Below are 17444 nucleotides of genomic sequence, written 5' to 3' on the forward strand. Positions count from 1 at the left end.
TCTGTCGCCCCACCCCCGCACGGCGCTAACCTGTGCCTTCGACAACTGACCGGGGGAGGGCTGCGATGGAGCGGGTGACGAGCGGCCTGTCCACGGCGTCGCTGGCCCGGTTCGTGGAGATCGCCACCGACGCGCTCTCCGGCGCCCGCGAGGAGATCGACGCGCTCAACGTCTATCCGGTCCCCGACGGCGACACCGGGACCAACATGTTCCTGACCGTCTCCGCCGCTCGCGATGCCATCACCGAGGCCCTGGCGGGCGACCCGGACCTCCCACTGCCCGACGCCATGCGCATCCTGTCCCGCGGGGCGCTCCTCGGCGCCCGGGGCAACTCCGGGGTCATCCTCAGCCAGATGCTCGGTGCGTACGTCGCCCGACTGGCCGAGGCCACGCCCGACGACCGCAACGCCGTCGTGGCAGCCGAGGCCATGCAGCGCGCCACCGACGCGTCCTACGCTGCCGTGGGCGTGCCCGTCGAGGGCACCATCCTCACCGTCGCCCGGGCCGCTGCCGAGGCGGCCACGGCAAGCGCAGCCGCCACCGGGTCCAGGGCCCGGGATGTCTTCACGGCGGCGGCCGCGGCTGCACGGGAGGCACTGGCGCTGACCCCGACGCTGCTCAAGGCGCTGGCCGACGCAGGGGTGGTCGACGCGGGCGGCAGGGGTCTGTGTGTCGTCCTGGATGCTGCCGAGACCGTCTCGACCGGACGCCGACCACCACCTGCTCCGGTCGGGGTCCCCCGGATCCCGGTGCCGCTCGCCTTGCACAACGACCTGCAGGGCGACCTCAGTCCCGGAGGTCCGGCCTACGAGGTGATGTATCTGCTCGAGGCCGAGGAGAGCGCCATCGCGGTGCTGAAGAAGGCGCTGGCCGGGCTGGGGGACAGCTTGGTCGTCGTGGGATCGGACCAGTTGTGGAACGTCCACGTGCACGTCGACGACGTCGGCGCCGCGATCGAGGCCGGGATCGAGGCCGGCCGCCCCTATCGCGTGCGGGTGACCCACTTCGCCGACCAGGTCGCGCAGCAGTCCGCACAGGGGCGCCAGCCCACCACCAGGTCCGGTCGCAAGGTGGTTGCCGTCGCCGCGGGGCCGGGTCTGGCGGCCCTCTTCGAGGAGGCCGGCGCCGTGGTCGTCCACGGTGGCCCCGGTCGGCGTCCCTCGACGGGCCAGATCCTCGAGGCCATCACCGGCTGCGGTGCAGCCGAGGTCGTCGTGCTCCCCAACGACGCCGACTCGATCCGCGTCGCGGAGATCGCGGCTCGCACCGCCGAGGAGAGCGGCGACGTCCGGGTCGAGGTCGTCGCCTCCAAGGCGCAGGTCCAAGGTCTCGCCGCCATCGCCGTCCACGAGCCGGGCCGCACCTTCGACCAGGACGTCCGGGAGATGACGGCCACCGCTCGGCACGCCCGCCACGGCGCTGTCACGGTCGCCGCGAGGCAGGCGATGACGATGGCCGGCCCCTGTGAGCCGGGAGACGTGCTCGGTGTGATCGCGGGCGACTTCGCGATCGTGGGTCAGGACGCGCACACGGTCGCAGTGGAGGTCCTGGAGAGACTGATGGGCGGCGGCGGCGAGCTGGTCACGATCGTCTCCGGCGCGGGGGGCGAGGAGATGGCGGCCGACGCTGCGGCATACGTGGAGAGGACTCATCCCGCCGTCGACGTGGTGGTCTACGACGGCGGCCAGGATCGCTATCCGCTGCTGGTGAGCGTGGAGTGAATGGTCTCGATCACGCCTGAGTCGCCCGTGGCCAGCGTCTTCGGACGTTCACCCAAGCGCAAGCTCGTCGAGGAGGGCCTCGGCATCCACACCGTCGGCGAGCTACTGCGTCACTTCCCGCGCCGCTACGTCCAGACCAAGGAGCTCTCCGAGGTCGGCACCCCGGAGGTCGGCCAGCTCCTGTCGGTCGTCGGTGAGGTGACGTCGAGCGCCGTGAAGACCTTCCAGCGCGGACGCAAGCTGCAGTTCCGTACCGAGGTCCGGATCCGCACCAACGGACTTTCCTTCTCGCTCTCGTTCTTCAGCCCCTATGCCGGACAGGCCCATTCGTACGCCGAACAGATGCCACCCGGCAGCCGGGGGCTCTTCACCGGCAAGGCCAAGATCTTCAACGGCAGCTGGCAGCTCGAGCAGCCCCACCAGCTGATGTTCGGTGAGGACGGCGAGACCGAGACCCTCAGCAAGCTGTTGCCGGTCTATCCGCTCACGAACAGGCTCTACGTCTGGGACCTGATCAAGGTCATCCGGGTCGCGCTCGACCTCGTCACGGACGTGCCCGACGTGCTGACGCCCGCACTGCGGGAGCGCTACGACGTGCTCGACGTCATGACGGCGCTGCGGCTCGTGCACGGGCCCGACGACTACGCGCAGGCAGGCGCAGGCCAGCGGCGCTTCCGCTTCGAGGAGGCGCTGGTCCTGCAGCTCGTGCTTGCTCGACGACGAGCGGCGCAGCGCGCCCTGGGGGCCCAGGCGCGGACCGGTGGAGGAGGACTCCTCTCCGCCTTCGACGAACGGCTGCCCTTCGACCTCACCGCCGGGCAGCGCGAGATCGGCGAGGTGCTCCGAGCCGAGCTCGCCCAGCCGCACCCGATGAACCGCCTGCTCCAGGGCGAGGTCGGCTCCGGCAAGACCGTGGTCGCGCTCCGGGCAATGCTCCGGGTGGTGGACTCCGGAGGCCAGGCCGCCCTGCTCGCGCCGACCGAGGTGCTCGCCCAGCAGCACCACCGGTCGATCTCCGCGATGCTCGGCGACCTCGCCCAGGGCGGGATGCTCGGTGGGGCCGCCGAGGGGACCACGGTCGCGCTGCTCACCGGGTCGATGTCCAAGGCCGCCAAGGACGAGGCGCTGGCCCTGCTGTCCAGCGGGGAGGCCGGGATCGTCATCGGCACCCACGCCCTGCTCGAGGAGTCGGTCGCGTTCGCCGACCTCGGACTCGTCGTGGTCGACGAGCAGCACCGCTTCGGGGTGAAGCAGCGAGCGGCCCTGACCGGCAAGGCCGGCTCGCCCCCGCACGTGCTGGTGATGACCGCGACCCCGATCCCGCGCACGGTCGCCATGACCATCTTCGGCGACCTCGAGACCTCGGTGCTCACCGAGCTCCCGGCGGGCCGTGCCCCGATCCAGACCAACGTGGTGCCCCTCGTGGACCAGCCGCAGTGGATCAGCCGGGTCTGGGAGCGCGTGCGCGAAGAGGTGGCCAAGGGGCACCAGGTCTATGTCGTGTGCCCGCGCATCAGCGGCGACACCCTGGAAGAGGGGGAGAGCGACCAGCTCGACGTCGACGACGACGGAGAGGTGATCACCAAGAAGGTCCCGCTGGCCGCCGTCGAGGACCTCCACGAGGAGCTCGCCGGAGGCACGCTCCAGGGACTGCGCACCGCCATGCTCCACGGCAGGCTCCCGGCGGAGGCGAAGGACCGCACGATGCGCGCCTTCGCCGCGGGTGAGATCGACGTCCTGATCTCCACCACCGTGATCGAGGTCGGTGTCGACGTCCACAACGCCACCACCATGGTCCTGCTCGACGCCGACAGATTCGGTGTCAGCCAGCTCCACCAGCTCCGTGGACGCGTCGGGCGAGGCGGGTTGCCCGGGCTCTGCCTGCTGGTGTCGCGGGCCGAGGCCGGCACGCCGGCGCGCGAGCGTCTCGACGCCGTGGCCTCGACCACGGACGGCTTCGAGCTCAGCAGGGTCGACCTCGAGCAGCGGCGCGAGGGTGACGTCCTCGGGGCCAACCAGTCGGGCTTCCGGTCCAGCCTCGTCACGCTGCGGGTGCTGCGTGACGAGAAGACGATCCTGCGCGCCCGGGAGGCCGCCGACGAGCTGCTGCACGACGACGCCGACCTGTCGACGTACCCCGGGCTGGCGGCCGCCGTCGCCGACATCGAGGCGTCGCAGCACTCCGAGTTCGTGGACAAGTCATGACCCGGATCATCGGTGGGGCGGCGGGTGGGCGGCGGCTGGTCACACCCCGTGGGTCCGCGACGCGGCCGACCAGTGACCGGGTGCGCGAGGCGTTGTTCTCCGCCGTCGAGGCGTGGAGCGGGTCGCTCAGCGGCCTGCGCTTCCTCGACCTCTATGCCGGGTCCGGGGCCGTGGGCCTCGAGGCGTGGTCGCGCGGCGCGGGCGTCGTCTCGTTCGTGGAGCAGGACCGCCGGACCGCGGCGCTCATCGCCCGCAACGCCGAGACCCTGGGGGCGACCCGCGCCCACGTGGCGGCGTCGTCGGTGGCTGTCGCACTGCGCAAGTCTCCCTCTGCGCCGTACGACATCGTCTTCGCCGACCCGCCCTACCCGCTGTCGGACGAGGAGGTGACCGCGGCGCTGGCGGCCCTCGTCGAGGGCGAGTGGCTCGTGCCGGGCGCCCTGGTCGTGGTCGAACGCTCAGCGCGCGGCGCCGAGCTCACCTGGCCCGATGGTCTCGTCGGCGACCGGGCGAAGAAGTACGGCGAGACGATGCTTTGGTACGGTCACGCAGCCCCGAGCACCAGGAGTTGAGCTCATGACCGGTCGACTGCACAGGGCGGTCTGCCCCGGGTCCTTCGACCCGGTGACGAACGGCCACCTCGACATCATCGGGCGGGCGGCCAAGCTCTTCGACGAGGTCGTCGTCGCGGTCGGGGTCAACAAGTCCAAGAGCCGCCTCTTCAGCCCCGAGGAGCGGCTCCAGATGCTCACGCGCGCCTGCTCGCCGTGGGACAACGTCCGCATCGACGGCTTCACCGGTCTCCTGACCGACTTCTGCCTCGAGCACGACATCGACGCGATCGTGAAGGGCCTGCGCGCGGTCAGCGACTTCGACTACGAGCTGCAGATGGCGCAGATGAACTCGAGCCTGGCGCCGGTGGAGACGATCTTCGTCCCGACCAGCCCCGAGTGGTCCTTCCTGGCGAGCAGCCTGGTCAAGGAGGTCGCCACCTTCGGCGGCGACGTGACCGGCTTGGTCCCCGAGTTCGTGCGTGAACAGCTCGTCGCCCGGCTGGCCGAGCGCGACGGAGCCCAGTGAGGGCACAGTGAGGGCCCAGTGAGGCTGTGGCCTGCCCCCTCCGTTTTGCCCGTTCACCCGCCTGACGGCTACGCTTTCGTGGTTCTGTTCAGTGTTCGGACCGGAGTGACATCGTGACCAGCCTGGACCCGAGGGCGCCGCTCGTGCTCGACACACGCGAGCTCGGCCGCCGCCCGGGGTCCCAGCGGGACGTGGTGCGCACCGTGCCGGCGCCGACAGAGCTCGGCATCGAAGTCTTGCGTGTCCCCGAAGGATCGCCGGTCGAACTCGACCTGCGGCTGGAAGCGGTCATGGAGGGCGTGCTGGTCTCCGGCTCCGCCTCGGCAGAGCTGGTCGGCGAATGCGCACGGTGCCTGGAACCGATCGAGGAGATGACCGAGGTCCGGTTCCAGGAGCTGTTCGTGTACGACGACGTCCGGCACGACCCGCAAGATGCAGAACTCGATGACGAAGTCAGCCGACTCGAGGACGACATGCTCGACCTCGAGCCGCTGCTGCGGGACGCGGTGGTGCTTGCACTACCGTTCCGGCCGCTGTGCGAGGAGGACTGTCCAGGACTGTGCATCGAGTGTGGTGCACGACTGGCCGATGATCCCGAGCACGCGCACGAGGAGCCGATCGACCCGCGGTGGGCCGGGCTCACCGCGCTGAAGGATGTAGTTCCGCAGGACCCCAGCACCACCCAGGAATGACACGTACGGTCGAGGAGACTCGCCCGGCAACACCAAGGAGAAGACCATGGCTGTCCCGAAGCGGAAGATGTCGCGCAGCAACACGCGCCACCGCCGGTCGCAGTGGAAGGCCGTTGCGCCGACCCTCGTGAACTGCGTCAACCCCGCTTGCGAGGCCAAGCACCTCCCGCACCGCGCGTGCGGATCGTGCGGCCAGTACGGCGCCCGCGCCGCACTCCGCCAGGTCCTCTGAGCGAGCACAAGCAAGTCCGCTGAGCACGCAGGCACTGCGCGAGGCGCTCGGGAATCCCACGCTGGAACCCGAGCTCCTCGAACGCGCCCTGACCCACCGTTCGTATGCCTACGAGAACGGTGGCCTCCCCACCAACGAGCGCCTCGAGTTCCTCGGCGACTCGGTGCTGGGGGTCGTGGTGACCGAGACGCTCTACACCACGCACCCGGATCTGTCCGAGGGCCGGCTGGCCAAGTTGCGCGCGGCCGTCGTCAACGCCCGCGCCCTGGCCGACGTCGCACGCGGGATCGATCTCGGCCAGCACATCAAGCTCGGCCGCGGTGAGGAGACCACCGGCGGTCGCGAGAAGGCATCGATCCTCTCCGACACCGTCGAGGCCCTGATCGGGGCGATCCACATGAGCGGGGGCATCGAGGCGTCGTCGCGGGTCGTGCACCGGCTCTTCGACGACATGATGGTCACGGCTGCCTCCATGGGCGCCGGACTGGACTGGAAGACCTCCCTGCAGGAGCTCTCCGCGACCCTCGGTCTCGGCGTGCCCGAATACGTGATCGAGGACGACGGCCCTGATCACATGAAGTCCTTCGTCGCCCGCGTCCGCGTCGGCGACACGCTCTACGGCCACGGCACCGGCGGCTCCAAGAAGCAGGCCGAGCAGGGCGCGGCAGAGACGGCCTACGGCGAGCTGTCGAAGCTCCACCCCGAGCTCGTCTTCGACCGCTCCTGACCGGTGCCTGAGCTCCCCGAGGTCGAGGTCGTCCGGGCGGGCCTGGCCCGGCACGTCACCGGCTGCACCATCGAGGGCGTCGAGGTGCTGCACCCACGCCCGTTGCGGCGTGACCCTCGCGGCTCCGACGGTTTCGCGGCGCACCTGATCGGCCACGAGATCACGGCCGTACGTCGCCGCGGCAAGTACTTCTGGCTCGCCCTCAGCTCCGGCGACGCCGTGCTCGGACATCTCGGGATGAGCGGGCAGATGCTGCTCCAGCAACCCGGGGTGCCGGACGAGAGGCATCTACGGGTGCGGTTCACCCTCTCCGGGGGTCTGGAGATGCGTTTCGTGGACCAGCGGATGTTCGGCGGGCTGCTCATCTCCGACGGCGGGGCCGAGCTGCCGACCGAGATCGTCCACATCGGCCGCGACCCGCTCGACCCGGAGTTCGACCAGGGTGCGGTCGTGCGGCGGATCCGTCGCCGTACGGTCGGGATCAAGCGCCAGCTGCTCGACCAGGGACTCGTCTCCGGCATCGGTAACATCTACGCCGACGAGGCCCTGTGGGCGGCGCGCCTGCACTACGACCGGCCGGGGGACCGGCTCACCCGCGCCCAGGCCGACCTCGTCCTGAGCCACGCGACCACGGTCATGCGAGAGGCGCTGGGCCAGGGCGGGACGTCGTTCGACGCGCTCTACGTCAACGTCAACGGTGAGTCCGGCTACTTCGACCGCTCCTTGCACGCCTACGGCCGCGAAGGGGAACCGTGCGAGCGGTGCGGGACCGCGATCAGGCGGGCGGCCTTCATGAACCGGTCGTCGTTCTTCTGCCCCGCGTGCCAGAAGGTGCCGCGTCAGACGCGAAAGCCCCCCTCGCGACATTGACCCGCACCCCAAGCGGTGGGACATTGGTAGACGGTGGCAAACGCGACCACCTCACCCTCCTCACTGACTCTGCTCGAAGGAGCGCTCCTCATGGCGAAGGCGCTTGTCGGCCATCTCCGTAGCGACCAACGCATCCCCACCCGGCTGTCACTGGACAACCAGCGCCTGCGTCGTCGCGTGTCCGACCTCGAGACGCTGGTGCTGCAGCTCCAGGTCGAGAACGACCGCCTGCGGATCGAGAACGAGCGATTGGTCTCCGAACGCTCAACGCCCGTGCACCAGCCGGAGATGCTGCCGGCCTGACCCGGTCGACGTCGGGGCGTGACCTCCGACATGTGTGCCTCGTTGAGGTGCCATGCGAATCCTGCCCGCCGCCACAGCGGCCCTCATCCTGGGCGCCTCCGTCGCCCTGACCAGCCCCGCCCTGGCACATGGTGACCGCGACCGCATGGACCAGAAGCGCTCCGAGTACGACGCCGGCCTGAACGCCCCCGTCGTCATGAGTGACAGCGTCAGCCTGGTGGACAGCAATCCCGGATCGGCGGGTATCTCCGGCTGCTTCATGAAGACCGCGCCGCTGTTCGTGATGTCGGGGCTCGACTCGGTCGTCGTGCACGACGTGAGCAACCCGCTCGACCCGCAGCGCGTCGGCACGATGCCGAGCGCGCAGTTCGAGAACGAGGCCGTGAACTGTGGCGAGCGCAAGGTCGGCAAGTCAACGCAGCGGTTCGCCCTGATCGGCGTCGATCTCTACCAGGCCTCGCCGGACGACATCACGCACGTCAACGAGCCCGTGACCGGTGACTACGAGCTGATCGTGGTCGACGTCACCGACCCGACGAACCCGCACGTCCGCTCGCGCGTCCCGTCTACGACCAGCACCCACACGGTGAGCTGCGTCGTCGCCACCGACTGCCGCTACGTCTACTCCGCAGGCGATGCCCGGCAGGTGCGCGGGCAGGGCAGTTTCTCGATCTTCGACCTGACCGACCTCGACCGTCCCGTCGAGGTCGACAGCGACCCGGCGACCGCCGGCATCCAGCCCTTCCGCTCCGACGCGGTCGGCTGGGGCGGGCACAAGTGGAACTTCGACGGCGCCGGTCGTGGTGTCCACACGGGCGCCGGCGGGTCCTACATCTACGACGTCTCCAACCCCATCAAGCCGGTGGAGATCGCCAACACTGGCGCGGCGGGCGACTCGTCGCGGGAGGGCATGACCAACGGCTTCAACAACTTCATCCACCACAACTCGTTCCACCCCAACGCTGCGGCCTTCCGTCCCGACGCAGCTCCCTCGCTGCAGAACGGCAACATCCTGCTCGTCACCGAGGAGGACTACGAGGACCCCGACTGCTCGACCGCGGGCTCCTTCCAGACCTGGCACATCAAGCGGTTGGACGGCTCCGACGGCTCGATCGTGCCGCTCGCGAAGGTGGAGCTGGCCGACCTCGGGACCTACCCGCTCCCGGTCGGAGCGTTCTGCTCGGCGCACTGGTTCGACTACCACCAGTCCGGGATCGTGTCGGTCGGCTACTACGGTGGCGGCACCCAGTTCATCGACGTGAACGACCCGCTGGCGCCCAGCAGCCACGGCTTCGCGTGGTTCGGGGCCTCCGAGGTCTGGGACAGCTACTGGGTCCCGGTCTACAACTCCCGTGGCGTCGCCACCGGCAAGAAGACCAACCTGGCCTACTCGGTCGACCTGGTGCGAGGCCTTGACGTCCTCGCCGTGGACGTCGAGGGCGACTCGGTCGGTGCGGTGCCCGACCCGACCCTCCTGCCCGGTGGCTCGGGGACGGACCTCGGGCTCACCGAGACTGCCCCGATCGGTGCGCTCGGTGCGCTCGGTGCTCTCCTCGTCGTGATGCGTCGGCGCCGGGTGCTGCACCAGGACTAGCGGGCGGGGGTGGCCGGTTCTCCGCCTCCGGGGTCAGGAATCTCGGAGGCGGGGATCAGCCGTCGCGACTACGCTCTTGACCTTGTGAGCCGCTTGGTCGAGACCGTCTTCCCGCAGCGCCTCGGCATCTCCTTCCGGTGGCTGGTGGCGTCGTCCTGGACGACCAACCTCGGCGACGGACTGATGATGGCTGCGGGGCCGCTGCTGGTGGCCTCGCAGACCCGCGACCCACTCCTGGTGGCGGCCGCTGCCATGTCCTTCCAGCTTCCGTGGCTGGTCTTCGGCCTGGTCGCGGGAGCCATGGCCGACCGGCTCGACCGCCGGGTGCTGGTGATGGCCATGGACGCGGCACGCGCCGTGGTGCTCGGCGGCCTGTGCGTGGTGATCGTCACCGGGCAGGTGAACATCTGGTTCGTGATGGCGGCGATGTTCCTCATCGGCCTGGCCGAGGTCTTTGCGGACACGGCGACCAGCACGTTGGTGCCGATGCTGGTCGACAAGTCCGACCTCGGCATCGCGAACGCGCGGATCCAGGTTGGCTTCCTGACCGCCAACCAGCTCGTGGGACCGGCGGCCGGAGCGGTGATCTTCGCCGCCGGGATGGCATGGCCGTTCTTGATCCAGACGGTGTGCGTCGCGCTGGGAGTGGTGCTGGTGTCGCGGATCGCGACCCCCCGCGGCCCGGTGCGCGAGCACGTGGAGACCCACGTCCGTCAGGACATCGCGGAAGGACTGCGCTGGCTGGCCGGGAACGGCCCGGTCCGGACGCTGGCCCTGGTGATCGTGGCCTTCAACATCACCTGGGCGGCGCCATGGTCGGTGATGGTGCTGTGGGCCACCGAGCGCGTCGGCATCGGCGAGGCCGGCTACGGACTCCTCGCGACCGCGTCTGCGCTCGGGGGCCTCCTGGGCACCCTCGTCTACGGCCGCATCGAGAAGCGGGTGCCGTTGGCGACCCTGATGCGCGCCGTGCTGGCCAGCGAGGTGGTCTTCCACCTCGCGATGGCGCTGACGACGTCGCCGTACGTCGCCTATCCATTGATGTTCTTCTTCGGTGCCTACGCCTTCGTCTGGGGGACCCTGTCCCAGGCGGTCCGGCAACGGGCGGTGCCGACGGAGTTCCAGGGACGGGTCGGGTCGGTCTACATGCTGTGCGTCATGGGCGGGATGCTGGGCGGGTCGCTGCTCGGCGGCCTGATCGCCCGGCAGTGGGGCGTCAATGCTCCGTGGTGGTTCGCCTTCGTCGGCTCCGGGCTCACCCTGGCCCTGGTCTGGCGCGAGCTCGCGAAGATCGCCCACGCCGACGAGGTGGCTAGCGTCCCCCGCGACGAAGCCGTGCAGACAGCCGACTGAGGACACCGGGCGAGGCGCCGGGACCGGGACCGGCCTCATTGAGCTGGGTCTGCAGGCGGCGTACGCGGCGCCTGGCCCGGTCGCGCTGACGCTGGGCTTCGACGAGCTGGGCCTGCAGCAGCTCGACCGGATCGGGGTCGGGTGCGGGCTCCGGGGTGCTGATGGTGCGCTCCGGCGGCAGGCCGGCTAGCACCGCGCCGTGGACGCGCTCACGGTGCGCGTCCCGGGTGTCCCCGTCCATACCCGCCGGCAGCCGGGCCAGCACGACGTGGAACTCGAGGTCGTTGTGCGCAGTGGGCAGCATGCGGTCGACGACGAAGCCGACGAGCCCGAGGTGGCACAGGTCGTCGATGAACGACACGAACTCCCGGGGGGTCCACAACCACACGTGGCTGTCGACGTATTCGCCCCGCCGGCAACGCTCGAGCATCTCGAGGGTGTAGTCCCACGTGTGGCTCCGGGCGGTGGCGTCCGGCACATCGCCAGCCCAGGCGCGCGCGGCCGGCACGTCCACTGCTCCGCGGTGGGCGTCGAAGACGGCCCGCGGGGACGGGGTCTGGTCGCCGCGGTCGTGTGCCTCGAGGGCCTGGCCGACGGTCGTGGCCGGGCGGTGGACGTCGAAGCAGAAGCGGCGGTCGGGCACGCTGAGGGCGAGCTCGGCGTCCTCACCGGTCACCTGCCAAAGCTGGCGCAGCCACCCGACGACGTCGGGGATGTGCTCGATGACGTGACTGGCGAGCACCCAGTCGAAGGGCGCGCCGCTGCTGCAGGCGTCCTCGAGGCTGCGGAACCCGTCGTCGTGCTCGAGCCAGAAGTCGAGCTCGGGGATCTTGTCGACGTCCACGTTGTCGTCGGGGCCGTAGTGCGCCTGCAGCTTGGCGCGGTCGGACACGTCCAGGTAGGACACGTCGGACTCGGGGCGTACGGCGATGGGTCGGTCCAGCGGCCCGATCTCCAGGCCGTGGCCGACGCGCAGGTCGAGCAGCGTGGTCAACGGGGTGTCTCTACCGGGCACGCCAGGAGGCTACACATCCGCCCGCCACCTCCCCGGAGGGCGCCGGCCTCCCGGTTAGGCTGGGACCCGCTTCCCCTGCCATCGTCTGCAGGCGTCTGAGAAGATGCCGCGTTCGCCGTACTCACCGCGCCCTACCGGAATCTGCGCCACCCACATTTTGCAGGGAGCTGCACGTTGTATCTCAAGAGCCTCACGCTGAAGGGCTTCAAGTCCTTTGCGTCCTCGACGACGCTCCAGCTCGAGCCCGGGATCACCTGCATCGTCGGGCCCAACGGCTCGGGGAAGTCCAACGTCGTCGACGCGCTGGCCTGGGTGATGGGCGAGCAGGGCGCCAAGTCGCTGCGCGGCGGCAAGATGGAGGACGTCATCTTCGCCGGCACCTCCAGCCGCCCACCGCTCGGGCGGGCCGAGGTGCAGCTCACGATCGACAACAGCGACGGCGCGCTGCCGATCGAGTATGCCGAGGTCACCATCTCGCGCACGATGTTCCGCAACGGCGGCTCGGAGTATGCGATCAACGGGAGCAGCTGCCGATTGCTGGACGTGCAGGAGCTGCTCAGCGACTCCGGCATCGGCCGCGAGATGCACGTCATCGTCGGTCAGGGACAGCTCGACACCATCCTGCACGCGACACCCGAGGACCGGCGTGGCTTCATCGAGGAGGCGGCCGGCGTCCTCAAGCATCGCAAGCGCAAGGAGAAGGCGCTCCGCAAGCTCGACTCCACCGACGGCAACCTCACCCGTCTCAGCGACCTGCTGACCGAGATCAGACGTCAGCTCAAGCCACTGGGACGACAGGCCGAGGTCGCCCGCCGAGCCGCTTCGGTGCAGGCCGACGTCCGCGACGCCCGCGCCCGGCTGATGGCCGACGACCTCGTCAACGCCCGTCGGGCGCTGGAGCAGGAGATGGCCGACGAGTCGATCCTCCTCGAGCGTCGCCAGCAGGTCGAAGCAGCCCAGGCGTTGGCCCGGGAGCAGGAGACGGTCCTGGAGGCAGCGCTGCGGACGGACCTGCCTGCGCTGGCCAAGGCCCAGGAGACGTGGTTCGCCCTGTCGGGTCTCAAGGAGCGCCTCCGCGGGACCCAGTCGCTGGCAGTCGAGCGGCTCCGCAACGCCGCCGGTGCGGCCGAGTCGGACACCGTCGACTCCGGACGCGACCCCGACGAGCTGGAGGCGCAGGCAGGGCGCGTCCGCGAGCAGGAAGCAGAGATCGCAGCGCTGGTCGAGGAGCACCGGGCCGCGCTCGAGGCCGCGGTCGCAGGTCGGCGTACGGCCGAGGAGACTTCCGTGGAGGAGGAGCGCCGCATCGCAGGGCTCGTCCGGGCCGCGGCCGACCGGCGCGAGGGGCTGGCCCGCCTGCACGGGCAGGTCAATGCGCTGAAGTCGCGCGCGGCTGCCGCCGACGACGAGATCGGCCGGCTGCAGGCCCAGCGCGAGGAAGCCCTCGCACGTGCGGCTCGGGCGCAGAAGGACTTCACGGCGCTCGAGACCCGGGTGGCCGGGCTCGACGCGGGGGAGGAGGGCCTCGACGCCGAGCACGAGGCCGCCGTCGCGGCCCTCGACGACGTGGACGAGCGTCTGTCCAAGGCCCGCGAGGAGGCGCAGCAGGCCGACCGCGTCCGGGCCGGACTGGTGGCGCGACGCGATGCCCTCGAGATCGGTCTGAACCGCAAGGACGGCGCGGGCGCACTGCTCGCCGCCTCTGGCTCGGTGTCCGGGCTGATGGGCTCCGTGGCCGCCCTGCTGAGCGTCCGGCCCCTCTACGAGGCCGCCGTCGCCGCCGCGCTCGGGACCGCCGCGGATGCCGTCGTCGTCACCGACGCGGAGGCGGCCGTCGACGCGATCGCCCACCTCAAGGGAGACGACCTCGGCCGTGCGGGATTGCTTCTCGGCGGCGGATCGGTCGCCGCCGCACCACGAGCCCGGCTTCCTGCTGGCGCGGTCTACGCCCTCGACGTGGTCGAGGCGCCCGACGAGATCCGGCCGGCGGTGTCGCGCCTGCTCGCCGAGTTCGTGGTCGTCGACGACATCGCGGCCGCCCGTGCCCTGGTGCGCAACCAGCCGCAGCTGACCGCGGTGACGAGGGACGGCGACCTCTTCGGCGCGCACTTCGCGGCCGGTGGGTCGTCGAGGCAGCCCAGCCTGCTCGAGATCCAGGCAGCCGTCGACGAGGCCGCCACCCAGCTGCAGGAGGCGACCGCCGCCACCGAGCGCCTCGGGTTCACCATCTCCCGTTTCGAGGCCGAGCGTCACGAAGCACTCAAGCGTGCCGACGTGGCTCTCGCCAAGCTGCACGAGTCCGACGCCACGCTGGCCGCCGTGGCCGAGGAGCTCGGCCAGCACGGCTCCCTGGCCCGCTCCGCGAAGGGTGAGGCCGAGCGCCTCGAGCGCGCCATCTCGACGGCTCTCGAGGCTCATGAGTCGGACGTCGCCGGTCTAGCCGACCTCGAGCTGAGGCTCACGGCAGCCGAGGAGTCCCCGGACGAGGAGCCTGACCTCACCGAGCGCGAACGCCTCGTGGAGGCGGCCCGTGGGGCACGCCAGTCCGAGATGGAGGCGCGCCTCACCTTGCGCACGACCGAGGAGCGGGCCCGCGCGCTGCACGGTCGCGCCGACTCGTTGCTCCGTGCAGCGCAGGCCGAGCGCGAGTCCCGCGGCCGTGCCCGGGAGCGCCGCGAACGTCTGATCCGTGAGGGGAAGGCGGCCGAGGAGGTCAATGCAGCGGTGACCGTGGTCCTGCAGGCCCTCGAGCGCTCCGTGATGATGGCGGCCGACGCCCGCGCGGCGGTCGAGGATTCCCGGCAGGAGCGCGAACAGCAGCTGCTCGCCGTGCGCACCACCCTGCGAGACCTCGCCCGCGAGCACGACGAGCTCGTCAACTCCGTGCACCGCGACGAGATGGCCCGCACCCAGCAGAAGATGCGGATCGAGCAGCTCGAGGAGCGTGCCCTCGAGGAGCTCGGCATGGAGGCGGACGGGCTCATCGGCGACTACGGTCCCGAGACCCTGGTGCCGTTCTTCGGTGAGGTCGCAGAGGACGAGGTCACTCCGGAGCCCGTGCCCTTCGTCCGCGAGGAGCAGCAGAAGCGACTCAAGTCCGCAGAGCGGGCGCTCGCGATGCTCGGGCGGGTCAACCCGCTCGCGCTGGAGGAGTTCTCGGCGATGGAGGAGCGGCACAAGTTCCTCTCGGAGCAGCTCGAGGACCTGCGGCGTACGCGCAAGGACCTCCTCGACATCGTCCGCGAGGTCGACGAGCGGGTCGAGCAGGTGTTCCGGGAGGCCTACGCCGACGTGGAGAAGGCCTTCGACTCGACGTTCTCCCGACTCTTCCCCGGCGGAGAAGGGCGCCTGGTGCTCACCGACCCGGACGACATGCTCAACACCGGGATCGAGGTGGAGGCGCGCCCGGCCGGCAAGCGGGTCAAGCGGCTCTCGCTGCTCTCCGGCGGCGAGCGGTCGCTGGTGGCCGTGGCCTTCCTCGTGGCGCTGTTCAAGGCCCGTCCGTCGCCGTTCTACATCCTCGACGAGGTCGAGGCGGCGCTCGACGACACCAACCTCGGACGCCTGCTGGAGATCTACGAGGAGCTCCGGGAGAACTCTCAGCTCCTGGTCATCACCCACCAGAAGCGCACCATGGAGGTCGGCGACGCGTTGTACGGCGTCACGATGCGCGGCGACGGCGTCTCGGCCGTCATCTCCCAGCGTCTGGACCGCGCGGAGCCGGCGTGAACGAGCGAGCCCCGGTGCCCACTCGCGCCGACTACGTCGTCTGGCGCACCGCAACCACCCGGTGGCGTGACGACGACGCCTACGGGCACCTGAACAACGCGACGTACTACGAGCTCTTCGACACGGCCGTCAACGCCCACCTCTTCGAGGCCACCGGCACCAACGTCCGGCTGCTCCCGCAGATCGGCGTCGTCGCCGAGACCTCGTGTCGCTACTTCCGCGAGATCGGGTTCCCCGAGCCGATCGAGATGGGGATCGTGGTCGACAAGGTCGGCACCTCCTCGATCATCTATCGCATCGGGCTGTTCCAGGGCGACTCCGACGAGGCGGCAGCCGAGGGCCGCTTCGTCCACGTCTACGTCGACAACGAGCACGGGACCGGCAACCGCCCCGTGGTGCCGATGCCGGACGCGATCCGCGCCGCTGTGGAGCCATTGCTCCGCTGACTCCGCCCTGGGGGTGGGGTGCGGCCACGACACGCCCACGCCGGAGCCGATGAATCGCTCAAGGCCGCGCCAGTGTGCCACCGTTGGACGACCCCACCACTCTCTCGGAAGGTGAAGACCCATGCTGTCGATCGTCCTCATGATGGGCCTCGCCCTCGTCCTGTCGGTCGCGGTCGTGGTGTACGTCGCATTCCCGCACCGCGGCGAGGACCTGCCACTCGTCCCCCAGCTCGGTGACGCCATGCGCAAGGGCGTCGACTCGTTGCCGACCATCGGCGACCACGAGGACATCCGCGCCTGAGTCCCACCACGGGCGTCTGATTGGATTGCCCCATGGATTTCCTCGGTGACTGGCTCTACCTGATCATCGGCATCGCCGTCGTCGGCGTGCTCACGCTGGTCGGCCTGCTGTCCGGCCGCCGCGGCAAGCGGCCGGTGACGCCGGGCGCCGGCAGCGACCTGATCTCTCCGCCCCCTACCGAGGTGGACGTCGAGTCGCCGGGCGAGGCGGCCGGGGACGCGTCCGCGACCCACACCCTGGACCGACCCGAGGGCACGGCCTCGCGGATCGTCCGGCTTCGGCAACGCCTCGCTGGTTCGCAAGGGACCCTGGGACGGGGGCTGCTGGCCCTGCTGAGCCGTGACCGGCTGGACGAGGACACCTGGGAGTCCATCGAGGACACCCTGCTGACCGCCGACATCGGCGTCGCTCCCACCACCCAGCTGGTCGAGCGGCTGCGCTCCCGGCTGCGCGTCGAGGGCGGGCCGGACCATGACGTGCGAGCGGTCCTTCGCGAAGAGCTCATCGCCCTGGTGGACCCCGACATGGATCGCCGCCTCCAGGTGAGCGGCGCGGACGGCAAGCCCGGCGTGGTGCTGGTCGTCGGCGTCAACGGCGCGGGCAAGACCACCACGGTCGGCAAGATCGCCCGCATCCTGGTCGCCGAGGACCGCACCGTCACCCTGGGCGCCGCAGACACCTTCCGCGCCGCAGCCGTCGACCAGCTCGCCACCTGGGGTGAGCGCGTCGGGGTCGAGGTGGTGCGCGGTCCCGAGGGCTCCGACCCCGCCAGCGTGGCGTTCGAAGCGGTGAGGCAAGGCGTCGAGCAGGGCGTCGACACGGTCCTGATCGACACCGCTGGTCGCCTGCAGAACAAGGCCGGGCTGATGGACGAGCTGGGGAAGGTCAAGCGGGTCATCGAGAAGCAGGCCCCGGTGACCGAGGTGCTGCTCGTGCTCGATGCGACCACCGGGCAGAACGGGATGATCCAGGCCCGGGTGTTCAGCGAGATCGTGGATGTCACCGGCATCGTGCTGACCAAGCTCGACGGCTCGGCCAAGGGCGGCATCGTGGTCGCCGTCCAGCGCGAGCTGGGAGTCCCGGTCAAGCTGGTCGGGCTCGGTGAGGGCGCCGACGACCTCGCGCCGTTCGACGCAGCCGCCTTCGTCGACGCGTTGCTCGGCGGCTGAGACCGGA

At 70.5% G+C, this 17444-nt stretch carries 16 protein-coding genes; 15 read left to right on the forward strand and 1 reads right to left on the reverse strand.

What is annotated here, in order from left to right; all coding sequences use genetic code 11:
* Positions 1-65 precede the first annotated feature (65 nt).
* The 11 genes from VNJ48_RS04905 (at position 66) to VNJ48_RS04955 (ending at position 10777) form a co-directional block, all read left to right on the forward strand.
* A complete protein-coding gene (locus tag VNJ48_RS04905) occupies positions 66-1721 on the forward strand; it encodes a DAK2 domain-containing protein (RefSeq protein WP_325599680.1) in 1656 nt (551 codons plus the stop codon).
* A complete protein-coding gene (locus VNJ48_RS04910; RefSeq protein WP_325599682.1) occupies positions 1722-3926 on the forward strand; it encodes an ATP-dependent DNA helicase RecG in 2205 nt (734 codons plus the stop codon).
* A complete protein-coding gene (rsmD, locus tag VNJ48_RS04915; protein WP_325599684.1) occupies positions 3923-4498 on the forward strand; it encodes a 16S rRNA (guanine(966)-N(2))-methyltransferase RsmD in 576 nt (191 codons plus the stop codon). The genes VNJ48_RS04910 and rsmD overlap by 4 nt, the downstream gene beginning before the upstream one ends.
* A 4-nt stretch (positions 4499-4502) precedes the next feature.
* Positions 4503-5006: a pantetheine-phosphate adenylyltransferase gene (gene coaD, locus VNJ48_RS04920; RefSeq protein WP_414689910.1), complete on the forward strand. Its 504-nt coding sequence runs from the start codon at positions 4503-4505 to the stop codon at positions 5004-5006.
* Positions 5007-5119: 113 nt separating this feature from the next.
* Positions 5120-5698 carry a YceD family protein gene (locus VNJ48_RS04925; protein ID WP_325599686.1) on the forward strand — a complete coding sequence of 193 codons (579 nt, stop codon included), beginning with the start codon at positions 5120-5122 and terminating at the stop codon, positions 5696-5698.
* Positions 5699-5744: 46 nt separating this feature from the next.
* Positions 5745-5930: a 50S ribosomal protein L32 gene (gene rpmF, locus VNJ48_RS04930; protein ID WP_297736672.1), complete on the forward strand. Its 186-nt coding sequence runs from the start codon at positions 5745-5747 to the stop codon at positions 5928-5930.
* A 19-nt stretch (positions 5931-5949) separates the two neighbouring features.
* The gene (gene rnc / locus VNJ48_RS04935; protein WP_325600195.1) at positions 5950-6657 is read left to right on the forward strand and encodes a ribonuclease III; all 708 of its coding nucleotides are present in this window, start codon (positions 5950-5952) and stop codon (positions 6655-6657) included.
* Between the two features lie 3 nt (positions 6658-6660).
* Positions 6661-7527, forward strand: a complete 867-nt coding sequence (gene mutM / locus VNJ48_RS04940) for a bifunctional DNA-formamidopyrimidine glycosylase/DNA-(apurinic or apyrimidinic site) lyase (protein ID WP_325599689.1) — start codon at positions 6661-6663, stop codon at positions 7525-7527.
* Between the two features lie 90 nt (positions 7528-7617).
* A complete protein-coding gene (locus VNJ48_RS04945; RefSeq protein ID WP_325599691.1) occupies positions 7618-7830 on the forward strand; it encodes a hypothetical protein in 213 nt (70 codons plus the stop codon).
* 52 nt (positions 7831-7882) lie between these two features.
* Positions 7883-9424 carry a hypothetical protein gene (locus VNJ48_RS04950; RefSeq protein WP_325599693.1) on the forward strand — a complete coding sequence of 514 codons (1542 nt, stop codon included), beginning with the start codon at positions 7883-7885 and terminating at the stop codon, positions 9422-9424.
* A gap of 84 nt (positions 9425-9508) precedes the next feature.
* Positions 9509-10777 (forward strand): MFS transporter, encoded by a 1269-nt coding sequence (locus VNJ48_RS04955; RefSeq protein ID WP_325599695.1) that lies wholly within the window; start codon positions 9509-9511, stop codon positions 10775-10777.
* Here VNJ48_RS04955 and VNJ48_RS04960 read toward each other — a convergent pair.
* On the reverse strand, positions 10737-11792 hold the full coding sequence (locus VNJ48_RS04960; RefSeq protein ID WP_325599697.1) for a methyltransferase domain-containing protein: 1056 nt from the start codon (positions 11790-11792) through the stop codon (positions 10737-10739). The two genes, VNJ48_RS04955 and VNJ48_RS04960, sit on opposite strands and share 41 nt — an antisense overlap.
* A gap of 174 nt (positions 11793-11966) precedes the next feature.
* On the opposite strand from VNJ48_RS04960, the gene smc reads away from it, so the two are divergent.
* The 4 genes from smc to ftsY all read left to right on the forward strand — a co-directional run bounded on the left by smc (position 11967) and on the right by ftsY (position 17437).
* Entirely contained in the window at positions 11967-15521 is a 3555-nt protein-coding gene (smc, locus tag VNJ48_RS04965; RefSeq protein ID WP_325599699.1) for a chromosome segregation protein SMC, read from the forward strand.
* Positions 15518-15967 carry a thioesterase family protein gene (locus tag VNJ48_RS04970; RefSeq protein ID WP_325599701.1) on the forward strand — a complete coding sequence of 150 codons (450 nt, stop codon included), beginning with the start codon at positions 15518-15520 and terminating at the stop codon, positions 15965-15967. Before smc ends, VNJ48_RS04970 begins: the two co-directional genes overlap by 4 nt.
* Before the next feature lie 121 nt (positions 15968-16088).
* On the forward strand, positions 16089-16268 hold the full coding sequence (locus VNJ48_RS04975; RefSeq protein WP_325599703.1) for a hypothetical protein: 180 nt from the start codon (positions 16089-16091) through the stop codon (positions 16266-16268).
* Between the two features lie 32 nt (positions 16269-16300).
* Entirely contained in the window at positions 16301-17437 is a 1137-nt protein-coding gene (gene ftsY, locus VNJ48_RS04980) for a signal recognition particle-docking protein FtsY (RefSeq protein WP_325599705.1), read from the forward strand.
* Positions 17438-17444: the final 7 nt, after the last annotated feature.

The sequence above is a fragment of the Nocardioides sp. genome, from assembly GCF_035576065.1.
GTDB lineage: Bacteria > Actinomycetota > Actinomycetes > Propionibacteriales > Nocardioidaceae > Nocardioides.

Bases quoted from the DNA above. Each gene is read 5' to 3' on its own strand.
- VNJ48_RS04945 (WP_325599691.1), top strand. From the start codon at position 7,618: ATGGCGAAGGCGCTTGTCGGCCATCTCCGTAGCGACCAACGCATCCCC.
- rsmD (WP_325599684.1), top strand. From the start codon at position 3,923: ATGACCCGGATCATCGGTGGGGCGGCGGGTGGGCGGCGGCTGGTCACA.
- coaD (WP_414689910.1), top strand. From the start codon at position 4,503: ATGACCGGTCGACTGCACAGGGCGGTCTGCCCCGGGTCCTTCGACCCG.
- VNJ48_RS04975 (WP_325599703.1), top strand. From the start codon at position 16,089: ATGCTGTCGATCGTCCTCATGATGGGCCTCGCCCTCGTCCTGTCGGTC.
- VNJ48_RS04950 (WP_325599693.1), top strand. From the start codon at position 7,883: ATGCGAATCCTGCCCGCCGCCACAGCGGCCCTCATCCTGGGCGCCTCC.
- rpmF (WP_297736672.1), top strand. From the start codon at position 5,745: ATGGCTGTCCCGAAGCGGAAGATGTCGCGCAGCAACACGCGCCACCGC.
- ftsY (WP_325599705.1), top strand. From the start codon at position 16,301: ATGGATTTCCTCGGTGACTGGCTCTACCTGATCATCGGCATCGCCGTC.
- VNJ48_RS04905 (WP_325599680.1), top strand. From the start codon at position 66: ATGGAGCGGGTGACGAGCGGCCTGTCCACGGCGTCGCTGGCCCGGTTC.
- VNJ48_RS04910 (WP_325599682.1), top strand. From the start codon at position 1,722: ATGGTCTCGATCACGCCTGAGTCGCCCGTGGCCAGCGTCTTCGGACGT.